Source organism: Paenibacillus sp. V4I5 (genome assembly GCF_030817255.1).
GTDB lineage: Bacteria > Bacillota > Bacilli > Paenibacillales > NBRC-103111 > Paenibacillus_E.
On record NZ_JAUSZB010000002.1, the window covers coordinates 4,990,377 to 5,016,009 of the forward strand.

Sequence of the window (25,633 nt, forward strand, 5' to 3'; positions counted from 1 at the left end):
CAATAGTTTTACTTCCATACTTACCAGCAAGTTTGTGCGTCACGCCCTTCCCATTTGGATGATCATAAGGATAACTGATAAAAATAAGTTCAATCTATGTAATTGGTAAAAATTACTTAAGCTTAGACGGGGGGCTGCGAATAAAGGTTGCAGCAAGTTGTTATTATTTACGGAGGCAGGCGAAGACTACAAAAAGGAGGGTCCGCCAAGGGATCCTCCTTTCTTTATGAGTGCTTCGCTTCAATCCGATGCTAAGATCGCTTCACGACTTTGAAATTCTCCTCTAGGAGCAGCCAGTTTTGCGGAAATTTAAGACCAAGCTTCCAGTAACTAATCCCGCGTAAGCCGAGCTCTTTCATTAAACGGAATTTCGCTTGAATGGAGCGTGCGTCCTCGAACCAGACGGTGTGTTCCTTGCCAGCATCGTCCCAATAGTTGAAGTGCGGGGCTTGCGCCGTGTAATCATATAGGATCTGCGCATTATGCTTGCGAGCCAGGTCAATAGCCGCTTGCGGAGAAACAGCCTTAGCATAAGCACCCCCTGGGACAAAGGGCAGCGTCCAGTCGTAACCGTACAGATTTTGGCCCATCATAACTTTGGAAGCAGGCATCTCGCTTATGGCGTACTCTAGCACTTTGCGCACGGGGCCGATGGGGGAGACAGCCATAGGGGGGCCGCCGCTGTAGCCCCACTCGTAGGTCATGATGACGACGAAATCGGCGATTTGGCCATGCGCTCTGTAATCATGCGCAGTGTACCAGGCGCCGGTTTGAGCGGCGCTTGTTTTCGGCGCGAGCGCCGTAGACATCAAGTAGCCCTCTTGATGAATTTGTGCGGCTGCTTTCCGAAGGAAGCGCGTGTAGGCGTCGCGATCATCGGGGAACAGATGCTCAATGTCGAAATGGATATCGCGGAATCCATATTGTTTGGCGGTGCTTTTAATGGTCTGAAGCAGACGATTCTGAACGGTATCGTTGGTGAGGATGATATGCCCGAGCTCAGCGCTGAATTGGTCCTTTTCCAGATTGGTCACAACCATCATCAAGGTCACGCCGTGCTGCGAGGCAATCCCACGAAGATCGTCCAGCGGTGGGGCTTGAAGGGTGCCATCCCGATTGATGCGGAAGCTGAATGGAGCTAAGTACGTAAGATGAGGAGCGGCTTCCTTGGCGGATTGAATGAGAACGGGCGATACGTCAGTCCCGCGAGGCTCTATATAAGCATTCACTTCTGCCTGCGTACGAGGCGTTGGCGGAATATAGAGGCGAAAGCCTACAGGTAAAGATTGATACAAGGTTAGTCTATTGACAGAGGCGAGGGTCTGCAGGTCGATTCCGAGCTTTCGGGCAATCAGATAGAGCCCTTCACCGGGCTGTACCCAGTAGTACGAGCCAACAATCGGAATGACCAATGCCTGTCCGATGACCAGGGATTGGCTGGGGGTCATCTCATTGGCTGCTGCGATTGTATCCACCGACACTCCGTACGTTTGCGAAATGCGGTATAACGACTGTCCCTTCTGGATAACGTGAATTTGCATAGGGGTTCCTCCCTTTCTTCGTAAGCAAAGGCGTTACATCCGAGCCTACTTTTTCTTTACCTTATTCCAAGGAAAGGAATTGGGTGTATGTCTACTTGAAAATGTCTACTGGAAAAGCAAAGAACCCTGACAACCATGCCGCACTGCGGTAGGAAGAATCGAGTTCTTGTGATTAAAGATTATAGACCTTGCTGCCTCAGGAGCTGAGCGGTCAGCGCCGGATGCGAGATAGGGAAGTAGTGAGCAGTCGCTATCTCCGTCGTGCGCGCGGAGCGAAAGCGCTCCGGCAGGTGGTACGCCCGATCCTGGGTTCCCCACAGGATCGAGGGCTCACACTGCAGCGGCACACCCTGCTGCTGCAGTGTGAAGCTCTCTGCGCGCGTCAGCGCAGAGAGGGTCTCCGCAGTCGTCTTCCGCACACGCGGCGACTGCAGCTCGGCCAGGACATAAGTGACATACGCAGGCGATATGTCACTTATGTCCGTGAAGCAGCCTTGCGCGAGCAGCTGCTTCCGCAAGTTAGCCGCGCGCAGCATGCGCAGCGCGGCTTCGTTGATTCGCGCGCTGCGGAACCTCCGCGCAGCGCTGTGCAGTACAGGCTGCAGCAGATGCAGCCTGTGGATCTGTTCCGGTACGCGAGCATAGGCGTGGGCGGCAAGCAGTCCGCCCAGCGAGTGCCCCACGAGCGTAACCGGGGTCTTGAAAGACCGAATCGCCTGGACAAGCGATTCGGTATGCCCCTCTATCACGTCCGCACCGTGGTGATAGGGCGAACGACCGAAGCCTGGGAGATCGACCAGGCAGACGGAAGACTCAGGGAATTGTTCAGCTAGCGGGAGCAAGCAATCAGCTCCGCTTAGAGTGCCGTGAACGAACAAGATCGGAGGCTTCCCCTTGTCTGATCCCAGTCGTTCCAGTGTGGCCAAAGGCCCTCTTTTACCCCGTATATAGCCATCTGCCTGAGAGTGGGAATGAACGAGACGAAAGTCAAGATCCGAGATGGTATAGGGCATAATCGAGGCGTTTATCGCGTGCTCCAATCCGTACTTCCGCTGCATGTCTTGTGCGGCAGTTAGGGGATAAGCCTGATTGACGTTTACGATAAAATCGAGGGACTCCTTAGGGATTCCGATTTTCCGTCCAAGCGGACTCCCAAGAACCTTTGATAACCATTTAGGTGAGATTGCTCCCCATGGTTTACGGACACGCAGTTCCTTGGCTATGCCTGACACGAGCTCTGTCATCGAGGGACTTTGCTTCTTATCATCCAGTAAGTAGTAAGTTTGGCTAACGGGATTCGATTCCTTCGCCAGAGCGCTAATGAACTCGGCGGCGTGATTAACATGAACAAGTGGAAGCCAATGGGATTTACCGCCGGGTACGACGCTCATCAACCTACGCCCAGTGGCTCGTACGAGAATACCTAGTCCGCCTGTTTGCGGGGTGTCCCCGTGCTCGGAACTGCCAATGACAATGCTTGGATGGATGACAGATAGAGGAAAACTGAGCTGCTTCGCTCCTTGGCGAATGCGCAAATCAGCTAGAAATTTCATGGTCTCGTAAGGAGATTCCTGCTCTAAACTAGCGATGATAGGTGCTGGATCGTGGAAATTATCATCTGTAAAGGGACTTTTGAAGCCGACAAGATGGATGAAATGCTGCAAACCCTTGCGAGTTTGAATTTGCGAAGCCAAACTTAGCAATTCCTCGGCGGCTTGCAGGAAAACCGCACGGGCCTCGGACTCCCCGATCCGAATATCCATCGGTCCACCCGCGTGAATGATTACATCTGCCGTTAGCACTGACGCCATGTCAGGTGCGCTTAATCCAAGGCCGGGTAAGCTTAAATCTCCTATAACCGGGGAAAATCGCTCATTTCCCACGCTAGTTTCCCTCTGACCATCACGGCTGAGCCAACCTAATTGTTTGCGGATCTGCTCCCATCGAGCTTTGGAACGAACGAGCACCGAAACGGTATGATCCTCACGGGATAGCTGCTCTAATGTTTGTGTTCCTATGAACCCTGTACCGCCTGTGATGAAAATATGTGTCATTTTAATTGCCTGCCCTTCATTGTTAATTAGTGCTGATCAGTACTAATTGTGGTTAAAAAAATTACTTTAGCAACATGGCTAAAGTAGAAAGAGTTTGATCCAACATGGCTGGATCTTGGTTTGCATGCTGTAGGAACAGCCCGCCTTCAATCGTCGAAACGATCAATTGAGCGGTGGCTTTTGTCGGGAGGGTGGATGAAAACTCCTTGTTACGAACGCCCTCGACGAGCAGGGCTTCCACTGTAAGCATTTGTTCCCGAAAAAAAACGCTCACTTTATCCCGCAGTACGTCTGCATCCTGCGGCATCTGTGTATAGAGAGTGAGAAACGGGCACCCGCCTAATGAAGTCCATTCAAGTCCTGTCAGCACTTGTAGTAGAGCGGTGAAGCGCTCCTGCACACTTATTTCCGAACGTGACACGGTCTTCTGGATCATCTCGTTATAGGTGTGTATAAGCTGTTCAAGAATTGCTGCTAGCAGGTCTTCTTTACGTTTGAAATAATAATAAATATTCGTTTTGGATACTTTGCTCACTGCGACGATTTCGTCCATGCTGGTTGCTAAATAGCCTTTCGTCAAGAACAAGTCTGTTGCCACTTGAATCACAAGATCACGGTTGGTTAATTTCTTTTGTTTTTTCATAAATAGTACTATACGGTACTAAAAATCAATTGTCAAATCCGAAATGTATATCTTACATTTGAAAGAAGATAATAGCATTATTGGAAACTGATTCATAAGGATGCTGCACATGAGAACCAAGCCACGCCGTCAAATTGCTTTTGTCGGTTTATTAGGGATTACCCAGTTGCATTCACGCAATCCACTCATTATTGTATGGTGGTCCGCAGCCTTTCCGGGCTTTGGTCATTTACTGCTATCTAAGTACTTTCGCGGCTTTATCCTCATTGGATGGGAAATGTTCATTAATACCCAGATGCATTTGAACGAAGCGATCGTATACACCTTCACTGGTCAATTCGAGCAAGCGAATGAGGTGCTCAATATTCGGTGGATGTCACTTTATGCACCTGTTTATTTATTTGCGATCTACGACAGCTATCGAACTTCCGTGGATTTGAATCATCAATTTATTTTGGCCAAAAGGGAGAATGCCCCGATTAATTCTTTCAAAATGGCTGGTATGGAAATTAACTACCTAGATAAACGCTCGCCATGGTTAGCGATGGTCTGGTCTCTGTTAATGCCGGGAATGGGTCAGCTTTACTCCCATCGGATTATCAATGCTTTTTTTATACTGGGGACCTGGATTTTGCTTTCCTATTGGTCTCATTTGCTCGAAGGAATTCACTATTTACTCATGTGGGATTTAACGCAGTCGGGTCGTGTAGTGAATATGCATTGGATTATATTTTTACCCTCTCTTTACGGTTTTTCCGCCTATGATGCTTATGTAAATACGGTAGAATATAACAAGCTATTTGATCACGAACAGGTTTGCATGCTGCAAGAGGACTATCAGCATCCCCAATTTCCATTTCCTAAATCTTCGCTTCGAAAATGAGGGTGACACCATGCATGTAATCGCATCATTTGAACATTCGATCTATTTGGAGCTGGCGATAACGTCCCTTGAAGAGGCGGGTATCCTAAAGGAACACATTTATGCGGTTTCATTGCAGGGGAGACCCAATAAACCGAAGATGTTCGACACGATCCATCGCTCCGATGGCGTTAGTTTATTTGATGCCGGGACTGCCCTGGCAACGGCGCTTACTGTAATTGGCTCTTCCTATGGCTTTATTTTAAAAGGAGGGGCCATTCTTTGGGGCTTTATTGGCGCTGTTGTGGGTTTCACCATTGGAGTCTTAATTGATATTGTTCATAAAAAAAGGAAGAAAGCGAATCTTCTCCCATCCCGAGATAAAATGACGGAGGTTATTGTGCTTGTCGCCTGCGAGAAAGAGGAAACCAAGCACATTCAGGCTGTCTTCTGGGAGCATCATGCCTTTGGTGTAGCCATATGTGAATGAATTTTTGCTGGGAAAAAACCAGAAGAAAACCCGTGCTGAGTCAACACTCAAACGGGTTATTTTTGATATGTTGGGGTAGGGGGGAAGGCGGAAGTTGTACAACGTACAACATTACCCGGATAAGCCAGTGGATGCTTTCTACGTCTTGAGCGGCGTAACCTGCTTTGCATCAATCCTTACAAGCACTCTGCTCAAGAAAGATGTAACCCGTGTTTTAGATGAAGCATTGGGTACTATTGGTAAATAGTACTATCTGGGAGGAAAGCTATCTCATATACTAAGAACAAGAGCAAGACATTAAAGCGTTGCGGCAGCAACCACAGGGGGCTTTCTGAGATGATGGATAATCGGAGACGGAATACGACAGCATTCACTTTTATGGCATGGGCATCATTCATTGGGGCATTCCTGGCGATGTTCATCGGGATTTATACATTGGAAGAATCACTGAGTGTCAAAGGTTATTTCGCCGTCTGCGCGTTATTTCTCACGATGTCGGCTTTTGTCTTACAGAAGGTCATTCGTGATAATTTGGAGGATGGCTACGGTTCACGCAAACGCAATACAGCGGCTTTCACCTTCTTGGCATGGAGCTCTTTCGCTCTAGCGCTTCTGGGTATGTTTATCGGCATAATTAATCTAGAGCAGCTGCTTTCTGTCAAAGGCTATTACGCTGTTACGGCCTTGTTCCTGACGATGTCTTCCTTTGTTCTCCAAAAAACGGTGCGTGACAATAACGATGATGAGCTCCTGCAGCCGATTGAAAATAAATCCGAAAATAAATTCGAAGAGCTGTAGCACACAACACTTTACCAAGAAGTTTAGTTCATGATCGATGAACTAAACTTTTTTCAATTTCTTCCTTTGTGACTAAAAGGATGGCAGGAACACGAATGTTGTTGCTATAATGTCGTCAAGGGACTGGCCAATACTAAGATATAGGGGTTAATGAGATGAGATCATGGAGTCGACTTTTACTAAGCATTAACCGCAGCTTCAGGGTAAAACTGATTCTGAGCCTATCCGTCATCATATTGCTGACCTTCGGTGTAACAGGCTATTTAACTTATCGCTATAACTTGTCACTGTTTGAAGAAGAAATCAGTAAGCAGTTCTCGAGTACGAACGAAGAGGCACTGGCGAAGATGGATCTAAAAGTGCAAGAGGTTGTACGGATCTCACAAACGGTTGTATTTAATCCTGAAATCGAAAAGGTTATTACACGGATCAATACAAGTGAAGATTCCGATCCATTTAATCTGTATTATAATAAAAGGCAAATCGAAGAACAGATTTTCCAGATTAAATCCGATGCGCCCTACATTACCGGTATGTACTTATATGACCTCAAAGGGAATCCTTCTTATTTCAGCTATACCACCTCGTCAATAAATGTGCCGGATGAGAATGTATTCAGCGTCATTCGTTCTAAAATCAACGAAACCTATGGGGATCTCGTATGGATGAGCATGCCGCTCTCATCTTCCGTTGAACCAAGCGGGTTCAGAAACACAATCATTGTGGCCCGATGGATGAAAAATAGTGATTTGAACACGTATGGTGTGCTCGTGATGGCTTTTGACGAGTCGTTTTTCTCAGGTTCTCTTAAGGAACTAACGAAGAATGGAGAGGGCGAAGTCTATTTGTTCAATAAGAATAATGAGCTGTTATTTAGCAATTCGCCGGAGAGTTCGGTAGATAAACGGGAACGGCTGAAAAATTTAAATGAAACTCAGACCATGGATCAGCATTTGTTCGTTCAAGGACAGTCGCAGGTGACTTCCTTCAAGCTGGTCAGCGGAACTTCGCTTGCGGCTATTCAAAGCAAGAATCGGGAATTATTTCAGAAAATCGTATACTCTGGTCTGATCAGCATTTTTCTCACCAGTGTGTTGATCGTACTCTCCACGGGCAATCTGCTGCGGCCGCTCAAGGATTTGCTGCAGGGTCTGCGCAAAGTAAGATCTGGCGATTTTGATACGCGCATTGAGATTCGAACCAAAGATGAGCTGGCTTATATCGGAGAGAGCTTTAACGCAATGGCCGAGCAAGTCGGCAGGCTAATTAAGGAAGTGTATTTGACGCAGTTAAGTGAGAAGGAAGCGGAGCTTAAAGCTCTTCAAGCCCAATTGAATCCACATTTTCTGCATAATATGTTTAACGAAATTTATTGGAAGCTTTATCTGCAAGACGAGACCGAAACAGCGGCCTTGATCGCGGCCATATCGGAGATGCTCAAGTATTCGTTGATGCCTGTGCGTACCCTAACTACTGTGAGGGAAGAACTTCAGCAGATCCGTAACTATTTGAAGGTGCAGAAGGAGCTCTTTGAAACGGACTTGGAGACGATTATTCAAGCGGATGATGATGTCCTAAATGGCCAGGTTATGCGTTCTCTTCTCCAACCCTTGGTAGAAAACGTGTTCATGCATGCCTTTCGCAACAAAGTGTCGCAAAAAGTGCTGTTGATTAAAGCGAGCAGTCGCGATGGCTTTCTTGAGATTGAAGTTACGGATAATGGCTGCGGTATGGACGAAGTGGCCGTTTCGCAAATACTGGGCTTCCAGGGCTCCTCTTTGCCGCAGCGCTCAGATGGGCGAGAAAGTCTCGGGGTTCGCAGTGTTGTTAGGAGAATCGAGCTGGTGTATGGTACGCCTTATCGTTTGGAAATTAATAGTGTGATTGAAAGCGGTACCACCATGCGTCTTGTTTTGCCTTTTGTAAACAACGTCGAGACAGGAGGTTCAGTAGCATGAGAATCGGGAGAGTATTAATTGTGGAAGATCAGCCGAATTTTCGAAAAGGGCTGATGAAGATGTTAGAGGGCAGAGAATTGGGCTGGGAAGTGGTTGGCGAAGCTAGCAACGGGCAGGATGCATTGGCTCTGCTGGATGAGCTTAAGCCTGATTTGGTGTTGACCGATATCCGAATGCCCATCATGGACGGGATCGAATTCGTAGGGCATTTGCGACAGAACCATCCCGACATGCTTGTCATCATTTTGACGGGATACAAAAATTTTGAGTATGCACAAGCAGCCGTTCGACATGGTGCGCTGGATATTCTGATCAAACCATGCACGGAACAAGATGTTCGTCAGGTGATGAATAAGGCATCCGAGCGGTTCTATGTTAAGTATGCGCTGCAGCAGAAGCAGCAAGTGCAGCTGCGGCTCCAGCAAGATCAGGAGCTTCGAGCGGCTTTATTGGACTTGCCTTATGAGAAGAGCATAGCAGCAAGGCTCACTGATGGTCTGGCTGGTAAGGAGCTATGGCTTCTGCAAATGAACAGCGAGGATTTGGTAAATAAAGCGTATGGGAAAAGCGATATGAGCCTGCTGCAGTTTGCATTCTCCAATATCGTAGAGGAGCTGCTGAATGGAGCGGGGCTGGAGGCGCAGCTGCTTTTGGTAGAGCATGACAGCTTTGTATTGGTTTCGGCACAACATGATGTCGAAGAGAGCTTGCAAGAAGCCATTCAAAGTGCTTCCTTCGAGTATTTGAAAATTCGCTTACATTTGGTTTCAATGGGGCTCGCTCCTTCTGCCAATGAGTTAGCGGATTTGTATAACTTGACTAAAGGGATTGTTTACGGACCTGTTGCCAGCCTTCCTGAGAGTGGAAGTGAGACAGGATCCGGGATTATGCTGTCGCTGAACCAGGCGAGGGTTAGAGAGATGGAAGTTCAACTGATGTCTGCCATTCTAATCGGACAGGAGGACAGCCTTCAGCTTCTTTTGGATCGGGTGCTTGCAGAACTGCCTTTTTCATCGCCAGAGGAAATGCGAATAGGGGCGTTATCTCTCTCCATTGCTATGCTTGGAACGATACAGAAGCAATTCGATCCCGATGATAACAATGCGCTAGCTAGGATCCCTAACGAAATGCCGCAGACGCATTGGACATCGGAGGAAGTCCTTCAATGGGCTGCCGAGCAAGTGAAGAACTTCTTGCAGCAATTTAACAACTGGCAGGCGGCCAAAAGTGACAATCTAATCGAGAGGGCCGTCAAGTACATTGAGGAGCACTACAATGAAGAATGCCGCTTGACCGATGTGGCATCGCATATTCATTTAAATCCAAGCTATTTCAGTGTCGTATTTAAGAAAGCTACAGGGGAAAGCTTTACGCGCTTCGTTACCCGTTTCCGTATGGATAAGGCAGCTTTGCTGCTCCGAAATACCGATATGAAAATATTCGAGATCGCTTCTGCAATCGGGTTTGATGAGCCGAATTATTTTACGAATGTCTTCAAACAGCAGTTCCAAATGTCACCTAAGGAATACAGGAATGGCAGAGCGTCATCATAAGGTTAAGAGCTATAGGATGACACTGTGCCATTGCCATTTCTTCGTCTATGAGTTTTTTTTTTGTAAAAGGCATTGCGGTCGAAATAAATATGTTGTACTATCGGATTAAGCGCTTAACCTCGAGAGATTAAGCGCTTAACCTTTATCGTGAAAGGAAGATGGTCATGAGTACGATTCGACTAACGATGGCACAAGCGCTGCTTCGGTTTCTGGACCAACAGTACGTGTCAGTGGATGGACAAGAGACCAAGTTTGTACGTGGTGTCATGGGGATTTTCGGTCATGGCAATGTGACAGGACTTGGAGAAGCCTTGGAACGGAGCGCAGGCGACCTTACTTATATACAAGGCAAGAACGAACAAGGGATGGTTCATGCAGCTGCGGCTTACGCCAAGCAGCAAAACCGTCGGCAAATCTATGCCTGCACCACATCGATTGGACCAGGTGCTCTGAATATGGTGACCGCCGCGGCAACAGCGACAGTCAACCGGATTCCGGTGCTGCTGCTGCCAGGAGACAATTTTGCCACAAGACAGCCGGATCCAGTGCTTCAGCAGCTTGAGGTTGTGGGCGATTATACGGTGTCGGCCACCGATCCTTTCAAATCAGTCAGTAAATATTGGGACCGGATTGTTCGCCCAGAGCAGTTGATGAGCGCGGCTGTACAGGCGATGCGCGTGTTAACTGACCCAGCAGAAACAGGAGCGGTTACGCTAGCTTTACCCCAAGATGTGCAAGCTGAGGCGTACGATTATCCGGAAGCCTTTTTCGATAAGAAAGTTCACTATCTAGATAGACGTCCACCAGCAAGAGAAGCAGTGAATCGTGCTGTGGCCTGCATGGTAGGCAAACAGCGTCCGTTGATTATTGCAGGCGGCGGAGTCCTTTATGCAGATGCGACGAAGGAATTAATGGAATTTGCAGCTGCCTTTGGGATTCCTGTAGCAGAAACGCAAGCAGGTAAAAGCTCGCTGCCTTGGAACCATCCGCTTAATGTTGGTGCGATTGGTGTTACGGGTGCACTCGCAGCGAATGTGCTGGCGAAGCAAGCAGACTTGATTATCGGCGTAGGTACGCGGTATTCCGACTTTACAACGGCATCTAAATCGGCTTTTGCAAATCCGAAGGTGCAGTTTATTAATATAAATGTCAGTGGGTTTGATTCTTCGAAATTGAGCGGAATTGGCATTACCGCTGATGCGAAGGAAGCGTTAAGTGCACTGAAAGATGCATTGACGACACAGCACTATGTTAGCGGTTACGAAAACGGTTACATAGGTTCTTTGAAGGCAGAGTGGGATAGCGAGGTTGACCGTTTGTACAATGCGGAATGTGAAGAGGGCTTTGCCCAAACTCGCGCGCTTGGTGTGATTAATCAAACGATTGATCCTTCAGCTGTTATCGTTTGTGCAGCAGGAAGCCTGCCGGGTGATTTACACCGCTTATGGCGATCATCGGAGCCTAAGACCTATCATATGGAATACGGCTTCTCCTGTATGGGTTATGAAGTTAGCGGCGCTTTCGGGGCAGCATTGGCTGAGCCGAATCGCGAGGTCTATGCTGTGGTCGGTGATGGAAGTTACCTGATGCTGCACTCCGAGATGGTTACAAGCCTCCAAGAGGGCCGGAAATTCACTGTGCTGCTGTTCGATAATCATGGCTTCCAATGCATCCATAACTTGCAAAGGGGTCACGGCAGCGACGGGTTCGGGAATGAGTTTCGATATCGTGAAGCCGCTACGGGCAAGTTGACAGGCGGATATATGCCAATTGATTTCGCAGCGCATGCTCGCAGCTTAGGTGCGAAGGCGTATAAAGCAAACACACCTGAAGAACTAAAGGAAGCGCTGCTTAAAGCGAAGGAAGAAACAGTCACGACGCTGATCGAGATTCCTGTTGTTCCTGGAACCAACACACAGGGTTATGAATCCTGGTGGCAGGTTGGTGTCCCTGAAGTTTCTGAGAGCGAGAAAGTGATTGCAGCGCACGAAGAGATGAAGAAAAACATACAAGCGGCGAGACCCATTTAACGATATAGGGGAGGGCACATATCTATGAAAGATCTGCCATTTAAGCTAGGTATTCATCCAATAAATTGGGTGGGAGAAGACGTCAAAGAACATGGCGCGGATACCACATATGAACAAATTCTAGATGATATTCAGGCGTTGGGTCTGAAAGGTACCGAGATGGGCCGCAAATATCCGACCGATATTGAGGTGCTGAAGCAGGAGCTGGATAAGCGGGGAATAAGCCTCGTGTCTCAGTGGAAATCCGTGCTATTCTCTGATCCTGCTTACCGGGACGAGGAACTGAAAGCCTACAGGAAGCATGCCCAGTTTCTCAAGGAAATGGGCAGTACGGTCATCAGCACAGCAGAAGTTGGGGGCTCGCTCCACTTCGACCCGCGCCGCTCCCCGAACGAGAAGGAAGTGCTGCGTCTGGACGAAGCTGGCTGGCAAAGCTTAGCCGAAGGACTGAACCTTGCGGGAGCAATCGCGCAGGAGTACGGCCTAAAGCTGACGTATCACCATCATGGTGGAACGGTTGTTGAAAGTCCGGAGGAAATCGATAAGCTGATGGAGCTCACGGATCCTTCTCTGGTATACCTACTCTTTGATACCGGTCATGCCTATTACGGAGGAGCGGACCCGCTCACTGTGCTGCGTAAGCATGAGAATCGGATTGCTTATATTCACTTAAAGGATATTCGCCAAGCCGTGTTAGATGAAGCGCGCGCCGAGAAGGTCGACTTCGTGACTTGTATCCGCAAAGGGGTGTTCACCGTTCCTGGTGACGGCTGTATCGACTTCGCTCCTATATTTGAGGAGCTGCTATCTCAAGGATATGCGGGTTGGGCGATGCTGGAAGGCGAGCAGGATCCGGCTGCACACAACCCTTATGAATACGCTAAGAAAGCACTTCAACATATAGAATCCCTTATTCCACAAGAAAGAAGGTAATGATCCTATGACCTATGTTTCCTTTCCACAGGCGAAGCCGCTGGATTTTGTAGCCATTGGTAGACTATGTATTGATTTGAATGCGAATGAAATTAATCGTCCCATGGAAGAGACCATGACCTTTACCAAATATGTAGGGGGTTCTCCCGCTAACATTACGATTGGCATGGCAAGACTGGGCATGAAAACTGCCTTTATTGGTAAAATCGCCAACGATCAAATGGGACGTTTCATCGCTGATTATTTAGGGCGTAACAACATCGAAACAACGAATGTCGTGACAGATAATACCGGCGCGGTTACAGGACTAGCCTTTACAGAAATCAAAAGCCCATCGGAATGCAGCATTCTTATGTACCGCGACAATGTGGCTGACCTGCTGCTAACACCAGCCGAAGTACAAGAATCACTGATCGCTGAAGCGAAGGTACTTCTAATCTCTGGTACAGCACTTGCGCAAAGCCCGTCCCGCGAAGCTGTCTTTCAGGCGTTAGAATACGCGAAGAAGCATGGGGTCGTTATCATTTTTGATCTGGATTACCGTCCATATACTTGGAAGACATCAGAAGAAACAGCCGTTTACTACAATCTGGCGGCCGAGAAATGTGACATTATTTTAGGTACCCGCGAAGAATTCGATATGATGGAACGCTTTGAGAACAATCCAGAGAAAAATGACCGGATCACGGCTGCTAAATGGTTCGACTACTCAGCGAAAATTGTCATTATTAAGCATGGCAAGGAAGGCTCTATCGCTTATACCCAAGATGGTGTTGGTCATCGTGCCAAGAGAGTTTTCCGGCTAAGGTGGTCAAGACGTTTGGTGCAGGCGATTCTTATGCAGCCGGCTTTATTTATGGCATCATGCAAGGTTGGACGATTGAGAAAAGTATGGAATACGGCAGTGCCGCAGCTTGTATCGTAATCTCCAGTCACAGCTGCTCTGATGCGATGCCGACAACCGATCAAGTAAATGACTATATCGAGCGCTGCAACCGCGGTGAAATTACAGCATCTTAACTAAATTGAACAACTAAGGAGAATCCACATATGACAACAACTTTGAAAAACTGGATCGGCGGCGAATGGGTCGCTTCAACATCCACACAAACAGAACCGGTGTATAACCCTGCAACAGAAGAAATTCTTGCTCATATTCCATTTTCAACGAAGGCAGATGTGGATCAGGCGGTTCGTACGGCTCAAGAGGCATTCCAGACCTGGAGCCGCACACCTGTACCACGGAGAGCCCGCATTTTGTTCAAATACCAACAGCTTCTGGTGGAGCATTGGGATGAGCTGGCGCGAATCGTTACGCAAGAAAACGGCAAAAGCTACAACGAAGCTTACGGAGAAGTACTTCGGGGCATTGAGTGTGTAGAATTCGCCGCTGGGGCTCCATCGTTGATGATGGGCAAACAGCTTCCAGACATTGCGTCCAATCTTGAATCCGGCATGTACCGTTATCCAATCGGTGTTATTGGTGGTATCACACCATTCAACTTCCCAATGATGGTGCCTTGCTGGATGTTCCCGCTTGCGATTGCCTGCGGCAATACTTTCGTGTTGAAGCCGTCTGAACGCACACCTCATCTTGCAAACCGCTTGGCTGAGCTGTTCCATGAAGCGGGCTTACCAGCTGGCGTGCTGAATATCGTTCATGGCGCGCATGATGTGGTTAATGGTCTTCTTGAGCATAAAGAAGTTAAAGCCATTTCGTTCGTTGGCTCCCAGCCGGTTGCCGAATATATTTACAAAACAGCTTCTGCCAATGGGAAACGCGTTCAAGCACTCGCTGGCGCTAAAAACCACTCGATCGTTATGCCGGATGCCGATTTGGACATTGCTGTGAAGGAAATCGTTAATGCAGCCTTCGGTTCTGCTGGCGAGCGTTGTATGGCTTGTTCTGTCGTGGTGGCAGTCGGAGAAGTGGGCGATACGCTTGTGGGCAAGCTGCTTGAAGCCGCTGATCGGATTACGATTGGCAATGGTTTGGAGGAAGGCATTTTCTTAGGGCCTGTTATCCGCGGTCAGCATAAAGAAAGAACGCTAAAATACATCGAAATCGGCGAAACCGAAGGAGCGCTTTTGGTCCGTGACGGACGTAAGGACGCTGCTTCTGAGCAACAAGGTTATTTCGTTGGACCTACGATCTTTGATCAAGTTGAGTGCGGTATGAAAATTTGGGAGGACGAGATTTTTGCTCCTGTTCTCTCCATCGTTAGGGTGGCTACTCTTGAAGAAGCGATCGAGCTTTCCAATCGCTCCGATTTTGCCAATGGCGCATGCCTCTTTACAAAGGATGGCAGCAATGTACGTCAATTCCGTGAAAATATCGATGCCGGTATGCTCGGCGTTAACCTAGGCGTTCCCGCACCGATGGCTTTCTTTCCTTTCTCTGGCTGGAAAAAATCGTTCTACGGCGATTTGCATGCGAATGGGACGGACGGCGTGGAGTTCTATACGCGTAAGAAAATGGTCACTGCTCGCTGGTAACAGCGGGTTAGACCTTATCGACAGGAGAGATGAACTTCATGACGCTCGTTTCAATGAAAGAGATGCTGCAGCAAGCTTTGGCAGGCAAATATGCTGTCGGTCAGTTTAATTTGAATAACTTAGAGTTTACACAAGCGATCTTACAGGCTGCTCAGCAGGAACAAGCACCTGTCATTCTAGGCGTGAGTGAAGCTTATATTCCTTATATGGGTGGATTGCCTTGTATTGTAGGAATGGTGAAATCGCTGATAGAGCACTATGGGATAACCGTCCCAGTAGCTCTTCATCTAGATCATGGAACTAGCTATGACCTATGTATTCGAGCGATCCATGCCGGTTTTACCTCTGTTATGATCGATGCTTCTCATCATACGCTGGAGCACAATATCGAGGTCACTCGTCAGGTGACACAAGCCGCACATGTGCTGGGTGTATCGGTGGAGTCCGAGCTGGGCCGGATCACCGGACGCGAGGATGACTTAGTCGTAGATGAAGCCGAAGGCATGTACGCTGTTGCTGAGGACTGCGTTCGTTTAGTAAGGGAGACGGGGATCGATTGTTTAGCTCCTGCCCTTGGATCCGTTCACGGTCCTTATCGGGGACAGCCTAAGCTCGGTTTCGATCGAATGGCGGAAATTAGAACACTGACTGAACTGCCGCTTGTGCTTCATGGCGGAAGCGGTCTGCCAGATGAAGAGATCCGTCAAGCGATCGCTTGCGGAACAGCCAAAATCAATGTAAATACAGATAATCAAATCGCTTGTACAACCGCTATCCGTTCGTTCTTGAATGAGCATCCGGAAGCATACGATCCAAGGAACTATTTAGTGCCGGCACGGGAAGCGATCATCGCCTCCGTTAGAGCCAAAATTCAATTATTCGGTTCAACAGGCAAAGCGGGAGGGAACGTAGGATGAATAAAATTAAAATCGGTATTATTGGTGCTGGCAGAATTGGTAAAATCCACGCAGATAATTTGCTGCGAATACCTCAAGTTGAAATCGTTGCGGTGAGTGATTTATTTGCAGGTCCTGAGTTAGAGGCATGGGCTGCTTCTCGTCAAATTCAGACGGTTACAAAAGACAGCCATGAGCTTATTGATAACCCAGACATCGACGCCATCTTTATTTGCTCATCCACGGATACGCATGTCCCGCTCATTCAACTGGCGGCACTGGCGGGTAAACATATTTTCTGCGAAAAACCAATCAGTATGGATATCACTCAAACTGAAGCGGCCATTGCTGCGGTTAATCAGGCAGGTGTGAAGCTGCAAATCGGCTTCAATCGCAGATTTGACCACAACTTCAAGCGCGTTCGCGAGGTTGTTCAAGGAGGAACAATTGGCGATCCGCATATCGTGAAAATCACGTCCCGTGATCCGAATCCACCACACGCTGATTACATCAAGGTGTCGGGCGGCATTTTCATGGATATGATGATCCATGACTTCGACATGGCTCGCTATGTAGCGGGAAGCGAGGTTGAGGAAGTGTATGCGCAGGGCAATGTGCTCATTAACCCGGTTTTCGCTGAGCACGGCGATGTCGATACCGCAATCGTAACACTGCGGTTCCAGAACGGTGCTCTCGGTGTCATCGATAACAGCCGTCAAGCGGTATACGGCTATGACCAACGAGTTGAGGTATTTGGCTCCAAAGGCAGTGTAGCGGTTGCCAACGATCACCCTACTACGGCCGTAGTTAGTACAGCGGATGCTATTGTTAGCGATAAGCCGCTGCATTTCTTCCTAGAACGCTATCAAGTTGCTTATATGGAAGAAACACAAATTTTCATCGATTGTCTATTGAATGATAAGCCTGTACCCGTGAGTGGCTATGACGGTATGCAGGCGGAGCGGATCGCTTTAGCCGCTAAGCTGTCTTCCCGTCTGGGCCGGCCGGTGAAAGTAAGCGAGGCGTTAGATTTGCTTAAACAGACCTCGGTAACTCAGTAAGGGAGGGAGACGTTAACATGAACAGGTCCAAACTGATTGTAACGCCGGCTTCCTCCCCGAATGAGGAAGGCAGCCTTTTGAAAGTGACTCCGGAGTCAGCAGGATGGAAGTATGTAGGTTTCGAAGTTGTACAGCTTGCAGAGGGGCAATCCTTGAGTCGCGAGACAGCTGGGCTGGAAGTTTGTCTGGTCCTGCTTAGCGGCAAAGCCGATGTGGCTACCAAGCAAGCGGAGTGGAAAAATATTGGGCAGCGGATGAACGTATTTGAGAAAATACCGCCATATTCCGTCTATGTACCTAATGATGATCGCTACGAGGTCACCGCGCTGACTGCAGTGGAGCTTGCTATTTGCACTGCTCCTGGTGCTGGCAACCATAAGGCACGTCTGATTGCACCTGATCAGGTGGGGGTAGAGACGCGTGGTTATGGCAATATAGAGCGCCAAATTCATAACATCTTGCCAGAGCAGGAGCCAGCGGATAGCTTGCTAGTGGTTGAAGTCTTCACACCGAATGGGCACTGGTCGAGCTATCCGCCTCATAAGCATGATCGCGATGCGCTTCCGGACGAATCGTTTCTGGAAGAAACGTATTATTATCGCGTCGATCCGGGGCACGGATTTGCGGTTCAACGTGTGTACACGGACGATCGGTCGCTCGATGAAACGTTGATTGTTAAGAATGGCGAAACCGTGCTCGTTCCGCGTGGTTATCACCCTGTTTCGGCCCCTCCAGGCTATGATGTGTATTACCTGAATGTTATGGCGGGACCTACCCGAACATGGAAGTTTCATAATGATCCGGAACATGCCTGGATCATGACGAAGCCGCGCGAAGCGTAAACCGGTTTGCAAGTTCCCGTCAGCCCCTTCATAATGGAAGAAAAAAAGTATCCTTCAAGAAAAATGGGGTAGTAGGAATGAAGGCAACCATCTATGATGTGGCTAGAGAGGCCGGTGTGTCCATTGCGGCGGTCTCGCAGGTCATGAACGGCAAAGGAAAAATAAGCGAAGAACGGCGCGGTGAAATCATAAAAATTATGGAGCGGCTCAATTATCAGCCTAGCGTGATCGCGTCAGCGCTGACTGGTAAAAAGACCTATACATTAGGTCTGCTTGTGCCCGATATTTCCAATCCTTTTTTTGCGGAAATTGCTCGAGCTGTAGAGGACCAAGGCCATCAAATGGGCTATAGTCTGGTTATTTGCAGCAGCGACAATAAAGATGAACGGGTAGAGCGATATCTGAATTTGCTTCAGCAAAAAAGTGTGGATGCCATGATTATTGGTACGGGGATGGACAATAAAGAGATGCTGACTCCATTGATGGAGAGAGCGATCCCCATTGCTATGATTGCAAGGGAAATGCCTGATATCGACGTTCATACTGTCGTGGTGGATGACTTTGTCGGAGGTGCGTTGTCAGCAACGCATCTGCTCGATTTGGGTCATCGGCGCATGGCCATCCTGGCTGAGCACTCGAAAGTAAGCAGCAGCCGTGAAAGGGTGCGGGGCTTCAAGAGCAAGCTGGAAGAAGCGGGAGTTCATCTGCCGGAAAACAACGTACGCAATTGCCACTACGTTGTAGCGGATGGAAAGCGTGAAGCGCTTGAACTGTTGGAACAATCGAACCCTGATCGGCCGACTGCACTGTTTTGCTGTAACGATTTGCTCGCAATCGGTGCGCTTCAGGCAGCTAAACAGCTTGGCTTGCGCGTGCCAGAGGATCTGTCTGTGATCGGTTTCGATAACACGATTCTGGCTTCAGTGACAGATCCGCCGCTTACGACAGTCGCTCAGCCGATCGAGCCGATGGGGAAAATGGTTGTCGATTTGCTGATCCAGGAACTGAAGAAAGAATCGAAAGCCAAGCAACGTGTTGTGATGCGTCCCGAGCTGATTGTTAGGCAATCCACTGCGGCTCCAACGGAATGTAATTAATATATGTGTAGCTATAACAGGCTGTTTCCCTTTGTGGGAAGCAGTTTTTTTGCATTTATAAGAACTCGTACTTTTTTGAGTTAGGGGGGGGGGGGGAGTATTTTTTGCAACAATCGCGTGGAAACCGTGGATTAGCTCGCCAAATGTTGTACAACGTACAACATTACATGGAGAAGCAAGCGAATGCTTCAACATATACGTCTTGAACGTACTTGTTTTTCAAGAACGGCGTAAGTCATTATTCCGTATTATCAGGTATCCAGATATATCTACTTGGCTGCCACGTTCATGTAATAACCACGTTTGAGTTGGCAGAGTCACAGATCTCAGCAGCAGCTCCTAAATAAACTACTGAGAGAGGTATTAAAAAATATATTTAAATTAGATATACTATATTGTAATATATAATTCAAAAGATATATCATTATGGATGTGACACTTAAAAAATTACTAAGGGAGTGGGCACAACGATGACGAATGTTTTTTCGTTAGACAGCACTACGATCACGAGAATCGAAGAAAAGATGCGATTCAAACGAGGGGTGGCGCAAGCGAGGGAGAAGGAGCTTTTTGCCATTTTTGAGAAGCCAATGAGTGAAGAAGAAGCATGGGCTCTTAAATTTTTATACGCGTACATGCCGCTGAATGATTTGGCGGATTATGAGGGATGTCTCTTTTTAAGCCACGTGCGAACAACTCTTGAAATCCGTGAAAATGTGCAATGGGGAAGTCGTGTGCCCGATCATGAATTTCTGCATTTTGTGCTTCCATACCGAGTAAACAATGAAAACATTGAGGACAGCAGGGGATGGTTCTTCGGACAATTAGTTGATCGGGTCAAGAACCTTTCGATGGAACAGGCCGTATTGGAAATCAATCACTGGTGTCATGAGAAAGCGACCTATGTCGGATGCGACCCGCGAACGGTTTCCCCACTGACGATGGTCCGCAATACGCTGGGAAGGTGCGGAGAACAGTCGACTCTATTGGTGGCAGCACTAAGGAGTTTGTGCATCCCTGCTCGCCAGTGCTATACACCGCGATGGGCACATTGTGATTCCAATCATGCTTGGGTGGAGGCCTGGGCCGATGGGAAATGGTATTTCCTTGGCGCATGCGAGCCGGAGCCTCGACTGAATGAGGGGTGGTTTCGTGGGCCGGCTAAGCGGGCGATGCTCGTCAATACTCGCGTTGCAGCCAACTATCCAGGTCCGGAGGAGCTTACATTAGCACATCCTTGGTACTCTGAAATCAATTTATTGAGCCCTTACGCTCCAAGCAAAAAGATTACAATCAGGGTTAGAGACGATAAGGGAAACCCGGTGCCTGGCGCCACTGTCATTTTCCAAGTATACAATTATGCTGATTTTTCACCTATTGCTACTATACCAGCAGATGAGCGAGGGGAAGCATTCTTAACCGCAGGCCTTGGTGATTTGTTGATTCATTCGGTCTCGGGAAATCTTTGGGGGACGAAAAAGATTAGTGTGAAGGATGCCGATGTATTTGACATTCAATTGTCCGATAAATTGCCGCAGAATGGGATCAGCGTCTTCGATATGGTTCCCCCGCAGGAACAAGCAGATGCCAATGGAGCCGCTATCACCGAAGCCGAAAAACAAGAGAACAACCGTCGTATTCAAGAGGGCGCGAGCATCAGGAAAAAATATGAAGCTTCCTTCGTGGATGCCCTTCAGGCAGAAGTATTAGCGAAAAAGTTGTCTTTGCCCGCGAGCAGGGTCAGGGACATATTGGAGAAAGCGCGTGGTAACAGTCACGAAATCGCTGCTTTTATACAAGAATATACGCCGAAATACGGCGAATGGACGTTGAAACTGCTAGAGAGTTTGAATGTTAAAGACTTGACGGATACAATCGGGTCAACGCTTGCAGACCATCTTATCCAGTCCGCTATGTTTAAAGGAAAGTTTGATGAAGAAACGTTTATACGTTACATCCTTTGTCCAAGAGTTCATTTTGAAATGATACGGTCTTATAGGAAATTTTTACTGGAACAATTCACAGATTCGGAGCAGCGAAGTTTCCGGGAGGATCCAATTAAGTTGGTTGGCTGGCTTTCGGAGCACTTTGAGATTGTGGAAGATTTGAATTATTATCAGGGAATGGCTACACCTATAGGGAGCTTTCGATTGCAAAAAGGCGACCGTTTGAGCCGCGATATTCTTTTCGTAGCGTTGGCACGAAGCCTAGGGATCCCTGCGCGTCTTGAACCGAGCGAACGGAGTCCTCAATTTCGGGCTGGTGAGTCGTGGAAGGACGTTGTATTTTTACACCAGGGCGACCAAGAACGGGTGGACTTAACGGATAACCAGGAAATAGGGAGCATAAGGTTCATCTCCAATGCCTCAGCCGATAATGATTTGGAATATTTCCGTAACTTTTCTTTGGCTCGCTTTGAAAATGGCCAGTACAAGACGCTTCAATTCACAGCTGGCCAAAAGGACTTCTATGAGGAGCCCCTTGTTGTGAAGTCCGGCAGTTACCGATTAACGACAGGTACGCGATTGCCGGATGGGACGGCTAGGGTCCAATTCGCGATGTTTACTGTATTACCAGATAAAACAACGGAAATTATACCTGCTTTTTCCAAGGAATCCGTTCAAGCACCTGTATTGGGATCGGTCGATCGAGATATGTCTTTCTCCTTTTTCAATGGTAAAAGAAGTACGCTAGGCGAATTGGCCGAACGTCGCGGTCTACTCATGGCTTGGATTGATCCGGATAGGGAACCTACGAAGCATTTAATTAGGGAACTCCGAGAGGTTTCTAAGGAGTATGATGATTGGGGTGGCTCCATTTGCCTAGTTGTTGAGGATGATAAAGTGACTGCTGCGTTTCAGCCGAACGCTTACGAAGGCTTACCTGCCAAAACAGGTTTTGCAGAAGACGTCTCCAGCGAAGGCCTGCAATTCGTGCTGTCTGGCATCCAGTCGGGGCTTCAACCCAATCATCCGCTTGTTTTTGTGGTAGACCGCGAGTGCCGCATCCGGTATCTGTCTGCCGGCTATAAGCTGGGTATCGGTAAAGAGGCGCTGCAAGTTGTAAGGCAGTCGGATGAAGAGTCGTTTGGGCCCAATAAGCACGCTTGATAATTTGGTATATTTAATTTACAATGTTGGTATATATTTTTATATCAAATAGTCTACGAGATGCATGGACAACTGGAAGTGATGTGTTGGAATTGGATACTAAACCGCTTTATATGAAAATTTTGAGCGATTTGAAAGAAAAGATTAGATCAGGGGAGTATGTGCCTGAACAGCAGCTTCCGACCGAAGTAGAGCTTGCGATGCAGTACGGCGTCAGCCGGATTACTTCCAAACGCGCCTTGATCGAGTTGGAGCGGGAAGGCATGATCTACCGCAAACGTGGCAGCGGAAGCTACGTGAAATATCCGGAAGAGGTTGTTGATACGGGTATTCCAAACGCAACGAACCCCATCATCGCGATGATTTTGCCTTATATGGCTACAAGTGAGCTTGATTATATCAAAGGTGCCCACGATTACTTGGACTCCAAAGGTTATTATTTGAGCATACACAACAGCAACTGGAGAAAAGAAAAAGAAAAAGAGATACTTGCTAAGGTGCCGAAAAGCGGCCTGAGCGGTATCATCTTGTATCCAATTAGCACCATCAGCAACATCGATGTGATCAATGCACTCTATTGGAACGATTATCCGATTGTGACGATCGATCAATATTTCGATAGCTTGCCTATCAGCAGTGTCGTATCCGACAACTTTGAAGGTGGGTATCTGACGGCCAAAAGATTGATTGAACTCGGGCACGAACGGATCGCTTTTGTTTCCAGTGTCAGCATTGAATACCGCAGTTCTGTAAGAGACAGGTACCTAGGTTATTGTAAAGCGCTAAAAGACCATAAGATGTCAATCGATTCTGATCTCGTGCTAACGGATTTCTATCGTGAGCTGAGTGGGGCAAACGCGAAAGGATTTTACAAATCGTTGATTGCGAAATTGAGGCATATGAAGGTTACCGCTCTTCAGGTTGAGCATGATCATCTTGCTGTCGAACTGCTCAAAACAGCTTTGGAAATGGGGATTGGCGTTCCCGAACAGCTATCCATAGCAGGCTTTGACGACCATGAAATAGCCAGGCATGTCGAAGTTCCATTATCTTCGGTCGGCCAAGACTATTACTCGATTGGGCGCCAAGCGGCGGAAATCATCATTCGGAGGATTGAGAACGCCGATACCGAACAATACAAAATTAAAACTCCGGTACGATGGGTTGAACGCGAATCCACTGGGCCACGCCCGAATCCATATACGACGGATCTGCCAGCCATACAACTATAAACAGCGAACCTTCCCAGGTATCATGCCTTCCTATGGGAAGGTTTTATATTTACACGGCATTTTGGGGAGTAAGGTGACGTAAGGCAAGTTGTACAGCGTACAACAATTTCCTTGATTTCTTCTGGTAAAGTATAGATGTTGTATTTCATGCAACAATCGCGTGGAAAACGCGGATTAGCTTACCTAAAGTTGAACAAAGACAACTTTTACATGCTCAAGTAAGCATTAGGTCACTTAGGCATAGCTTGCTTTGCATCAGATAAACAAGCTCAACCAAGGATCGCGCAAGCCGGTTGTACAACGGACGAATTGAGTATAACCAAATTTATTGGTTTTAACAAAAGATATATTAACTATTTACAAAGATAGGTCATTTCGCTATAATCTTATTAAAGAACGAGGTTAAAGATATATCTAATTGTGTCGATTCTCCTGATTAAGGAGGATTAAACATCCATTGTACTATTTTAGTTGGCATACATAACTCGGGTGTTCACAATGGGATTCAACTTGTTCTTGTAAAGAGATCGTTTTGTAAGCGTTTTAATTTTTTCAAAATCCAAAGGATAGTGAGGGGTTCGAATGAAAGCGTTTAAATTACTTGCAATTCCAGTAGCTCTTACGATGGTCGCGGGTGTAGTTGGTTGTTCACAGGGTACGGACAACAAGACATCATCGCCGACACCACAGCCAACTGCACAAACAACAGCGGCGCCGCAAAGTGCGAAACCAGACGAAAAGAAAGTCGATTTGAATGGTCAAAGCATTAAAATTGGTGTCTGGTATGACGGAGCCGACCCGAGAACAGCGAAAGAGAAAGGCCCGGCAGAAGAAGCGCAAATCAAATTAATTGAAGCTGCTGAAAAGAAATACAACTGCAAAATCGAGTTTGTTAAATTCGGGGATTACAACAAATACGTAGAGAATTTCACGACTACTTCTCTATCCGGACAGCCGTTTGCGGATATCGTGCGCATGGAATTATTTTGGGCGTTCCCGCAGCTTGCGAATAAAGGATTTGTCCAGCCGATCGATCAATGGATCAAAGTATCTGATCCCTAAATATATCGATTGGATGAAAGCAGGCGGCAGCTACAATAACCATCAATACGGGTTGATTGATTCCGCTCCGTCCCCGTACGGTATCTTCTATAATAAAACGTTGGTACAGAAGCTTGGTTTGGAAGATCCGTACGAACTGCAGCAAAAAGGCCAATGGAATTGGGAGAAATTCCGCGAGTTCTCCAAAAAAGCGACACAGGACACAAATGGTGACGGTAAAACCGATGTATGGGGCATCACTGGCGCTTATGGCAAAGTGAAAGCATTCGCGGAGCAATTAGTTTACACGAACAAAGGGGCTGTGGATAAAGATTCGAGCGGAGCCATCAAGTTCTCTTTGAACAGTGAAAATGCCATACAAGCGCTGCAATACGCATCTGATCTATTCAACGTAGACAAATCAATCGAACAGCCGATTCCAGAAGATGCCAGCAAAGAGTTTGTAGCGGGCAAAGGCGTCATGTACGCGGGCTTCAGCTGGGAACTCGGTGGTTTGAAGGACAACATGAAGGGCCAAGAACTCGGCTATGTGTTCTTCCCGAAAGGTCCGAAGGCCGACAAGTATGTGTCCTACACGCCATTTGGCAACATGTGGATGGTATCTAAGTACTCGAAGAATGCGGAAGTTGCTTTGCATATTATGGACGAAATCAGCTTGAATGAAGAAGGCAGAAAGCTTTCCGAGCAATCTTGGCAGCAGTCATACCCGAACAAAGAGTCCATGGATACACGTAAGCAAATGGATAAAAGCATTAATTACATTTCTTACTATGGGATTCCGGACGGAGAAAAATTGTTCGAAGGTATTGTGAAGGACATCACAGAAGGTAAAGTTTCTCCGGCAACGGCGGTAGACAAAGTGAAGCCTCAATTCGAAGCGAAGATCAGTAAACTGCTCGAGGAAAGCAAATAAACAGTTATGATGCCATGCCCCTAATTCCATGCTAGCAGGGATTAGGGGCAAAGTTAAGAAAA

General features: G+C 47.6%; 20 protein-coding genes and 2 pseudogenes. 19 read left to right on the forward strand and 3 right to left on the reverse strand.

Annotation, left to right across the window (positions count from 1 at the left end):
• Window positions 1-251: 251 nt before the first annotated feature.
• The 3 genes from QFZ78_RS24820 to QFZ78_RS24830 form a co-directional block, all read right to left on the reverse strand.
• The gene (locus QFZ78_RS24820) at window positions 252-1,541 is read right to left on the reverse strand and encodes a glycoside hydrolase family 18 protein (protein ID WP_307551487.1); all 1,290 of its coding nucleotides are present in this window, start codon (window positions 1,539-1,541) and stop codon (window positions 252-254) included.
• Window positions 1,542-1,720: 179 nt separating this feature from the next.
• The gene (locus QFZ78_RS24825; protein ID WP_307551489.1) at window positions 1,721-3,595 is read right to left on the reverse strand and encodes an alpha/beta fold hydrolase; all 1,875 of its coding nucleotides are present in this window, start codon (window positions 3,593-3,595) and stop codon (window positions 1,721-1,723) included.
• 61 nt (window positions 3,596-3,656) lie between these two features.
• Window positions 3,657-4,238: a TetR/AcrR family transcriptional regulator gene (locus QFZ78_RS24830; protein ID WP_307551491.1), complete on the reverse strand. Its 582-nt coding sequence runs from the start codon at window positions 4,236-4,238 to the stop codon at window positions 3,657-3,659.
• A 109-nt stretch (window positions 4,239-4,347) separates the two neighbouring features.
• Between QFZ78_RS24830 and QFZ78_RS24835 the strand changes: the two genes are divergently transcribed.
• The 19 genes and pseudogenes from QFZ78_RS24835 (at window position 4,348) to QFZ78_RS24925 (ending at window position 25,571) form a co-directional block, all read left to right on the forward strand.
• A complete protein-coding gene (locus QFZ78_RS24835; RefSeq protein WP_307551493.1) occupies window positions 4,348-5,121 on the forward strand; it encodes a hypothetical protein in 774 nt (257 codons plus the stop codon).
• A gap of 10 nt (window positions 5,122-5,131) precedes the next feature.
• Entirely contained in the window at window positions 5,132-5,590 is a 459-nt protein-coding gene (locus QFZ78_RS24840) for a hypothetical protein (protein ID WP_307551497.1), read from the forward strand.
• 94 nt (window positions 5,591-5,684) lie between these two features.
• A complete protein-coding gene (locus QFZ78_RS24845) occupies window positions 5,685-5,837 on the forward strand; it encodes a hypothetical protein (protein ID WP_307551500.1) in 153 nt (50 codons plus the stop codon).
• A gap of 92 nt (window positions 5,838-5,929) precedes the next feature.
• Window positions 5,930-6,130, forward strand: a pseudogene (locus tag QFZ78_RS24850) (YiaA/YiaB family inner membrane protein); the annotation flags it as partial.
• Between the two features lie 42 nt (window positions 6,131-6,172).
• Complete coding sequence (locus QFZ78_RS24855) at window positions 6,173-6,388, forward strand: YiaA/YiaB family inner membrane protein (RefSeq protein ID WP_307555880.1); 216 nt, start codon at window positions 6,173-6,175, stop codon at window positions 6,386-6,388.
• A 155-nt stretch (window positions 6,389-6,543) separates the two neighbouring features.
• Window positions 6,544-8,346 (forward strand): sensor histidine kinase, encoded by a 1,803-nt coding sequence (locus tag QFZ78_RS24860; protein ID WP_307551503.1) that lies wholly within the window; start codon window positions 6,544-6,546, stop codon window positions 8,344-8,346.
• On the forward strand, window positions 8,343-9,899 hold the full coding sequence (locus tag QFZ78_RS24865; protein ID WP_307551505.1) for a response regulator transcription factor: 1,557 nt from the start codon (window positions 8,343-8,345) through the stop codon (window positions 9,897-9,899). The genes QFZ78_RS24860 and QFZ78_RS24865 overlap by 4 nt, the downstream gene beginning before the upstream one ends.
• Window positions 9,900-10,063: 164 nt before the next feature.
• A complete protein-coding gene (gene iolD / locus QFZ78_RS24870; protein WP_307551507.1) occupies window positions 10,064-11,929 on the forward strand; it encodes a 3D-(3,5/4)-trihydroxycyclohexane-1,2-dione acylhydrolase (decyclizing) in 1,866 nt (621 codons plus the stop codon).
• Window positions 11,930-11,953: 24 nt separating this feature from the next.
• The gene (gene iolE, locus QFZ78_RS24875; RefSeq protein ID WP_307551509.1) at window positions 11,954-12,862 is read left to right on the forward strand and encodes a myo-inosose-2 dehydratase; all 909 of its coding nucleotides are present in this window, start codon (window positions 11,954-11,956) and stop codon (window positions 12,860-12,862) included.
• Between the two features lie 7 nt (window positions 12,863-12,869).
• Window positions 12,870-13,882 (forward strand): annotated as a pseudogene (gene iolC, locus QFZ78_RS24880) (5-dehydro-2-deoxygluconokinase).
• Window positions 13,883-13,912: 30 nt separating this feature from the next.
• Window positions 13,913-15,358 (forward strand): CoA-acylating methylmalonate-semialdehyde dehydrogenase, encoded by a 1,446-nt coding sequence (locus QFZ78_RS24885; protein WP_307551511.1) that lies wholly within the window; start codon window positions 13,913-13,915, stop codon window positions 15,356-15,358.
• 38 nt (window positions 15,359-15,396) lie between these two features.
• On the forward strand, window positions 15,397-16,275 hold the full coding sequence (gene fba, locus QFZ78_RS24890; RefSeq protein ID WP_307551513.1) for a class II fructose-1,6-bisphosphate aldolase: 879 nt from the start codon (window positions 15,397-15,399) through the stop codon (window positions 16,273-16,275).
• Window positions 16,272-17,315: an inositol 2-dehydrogenase gene (gene iolG, locus QFZ78_RS24895; protein WP_307551515.1), complete on the forward strand. Its 1,044-nt coding sequence runs from the start codon at window positions 16,272-16,274 to the stop codon at window positions 17,313-17,315. Before fba ends, iolG begins: the two co-directional genes overlap by 4 nt.
• A gap of 17 nt (window positions 17,316-17,332) precedes the next feature.
• Window positions 17,333-18,157, forward strand: a complete 825-nt coding sequence (iolB, locus tag QFZ78_RS24900; RefSeq protein WP_307551516.1) for a 5-deoxy-glucuronate isomerase — start codon at window positions 17,333-17,335, stop codon at window positions 18,155-18,157.
• Window positions 18,158-18,234: 77 nt separating this feature from the next.
• Entirely contained in the window at window positions 18,235-19,254 is a 1,020-nt protein-coding gene (locus QFZ78_RS24905; protein ID WP_307551517.1) for a LacI family DNA-binding transcriptional regulator, read from the forward strand.
• 470 nt (window positions 19,255-19,724) lie between these two features.
• Complete coding sequence (locus QFZ78_RS24910; RefSeq protein WP_307551518.1) at window positions 19,725-22,364, forward strand: transglutaminase domain-containing protein; 2,640 nt, start codon at window positions 19,725-19,727, stop codon at window positions 22,362-22,364.
• 83 nt (window positions 22,365-22,447) lie between these two features.
• A complete protein-coding gene (locus tag QFZ78_RS24915) occupies window positions 22,448-23,596 on the forward strand; it encodes a GntR family transcriptional regulator (RefSeq protein WP_307551520.1) in 1,149 nt (382 codons plus the stop codon).
• A 582-nt stretch (window positions 23,597-24,178) separates the two neighbouring features.
• On the forward strand, window positions 24,179-24,658 hold the full coding sequence (locus QFZ78_RS24920; RefSeq protein ID WP_307551521.1) for a type 2 periplasmic-binding domain-containing protein: 480 nt from the start codon (window positions 24,179-24,181) through the stop codon (window positions 24,656-24,658).
• Entirely contained in the window at window positions 24,600-25,571 is a 972-nt protein-coding gene (locus QFZ78_RS24925; RefSeq protein WP_307551523.1) for an ABC transporter substrate-binding protein, read from the forward strand. Before QFZ78_RS24920 ends, QFZ78_RS24925 begins: the two co-directional genes overlap by 59 nt.
• Window positions 25,572-25,633 lie beyond the last annotated feature (62 nt).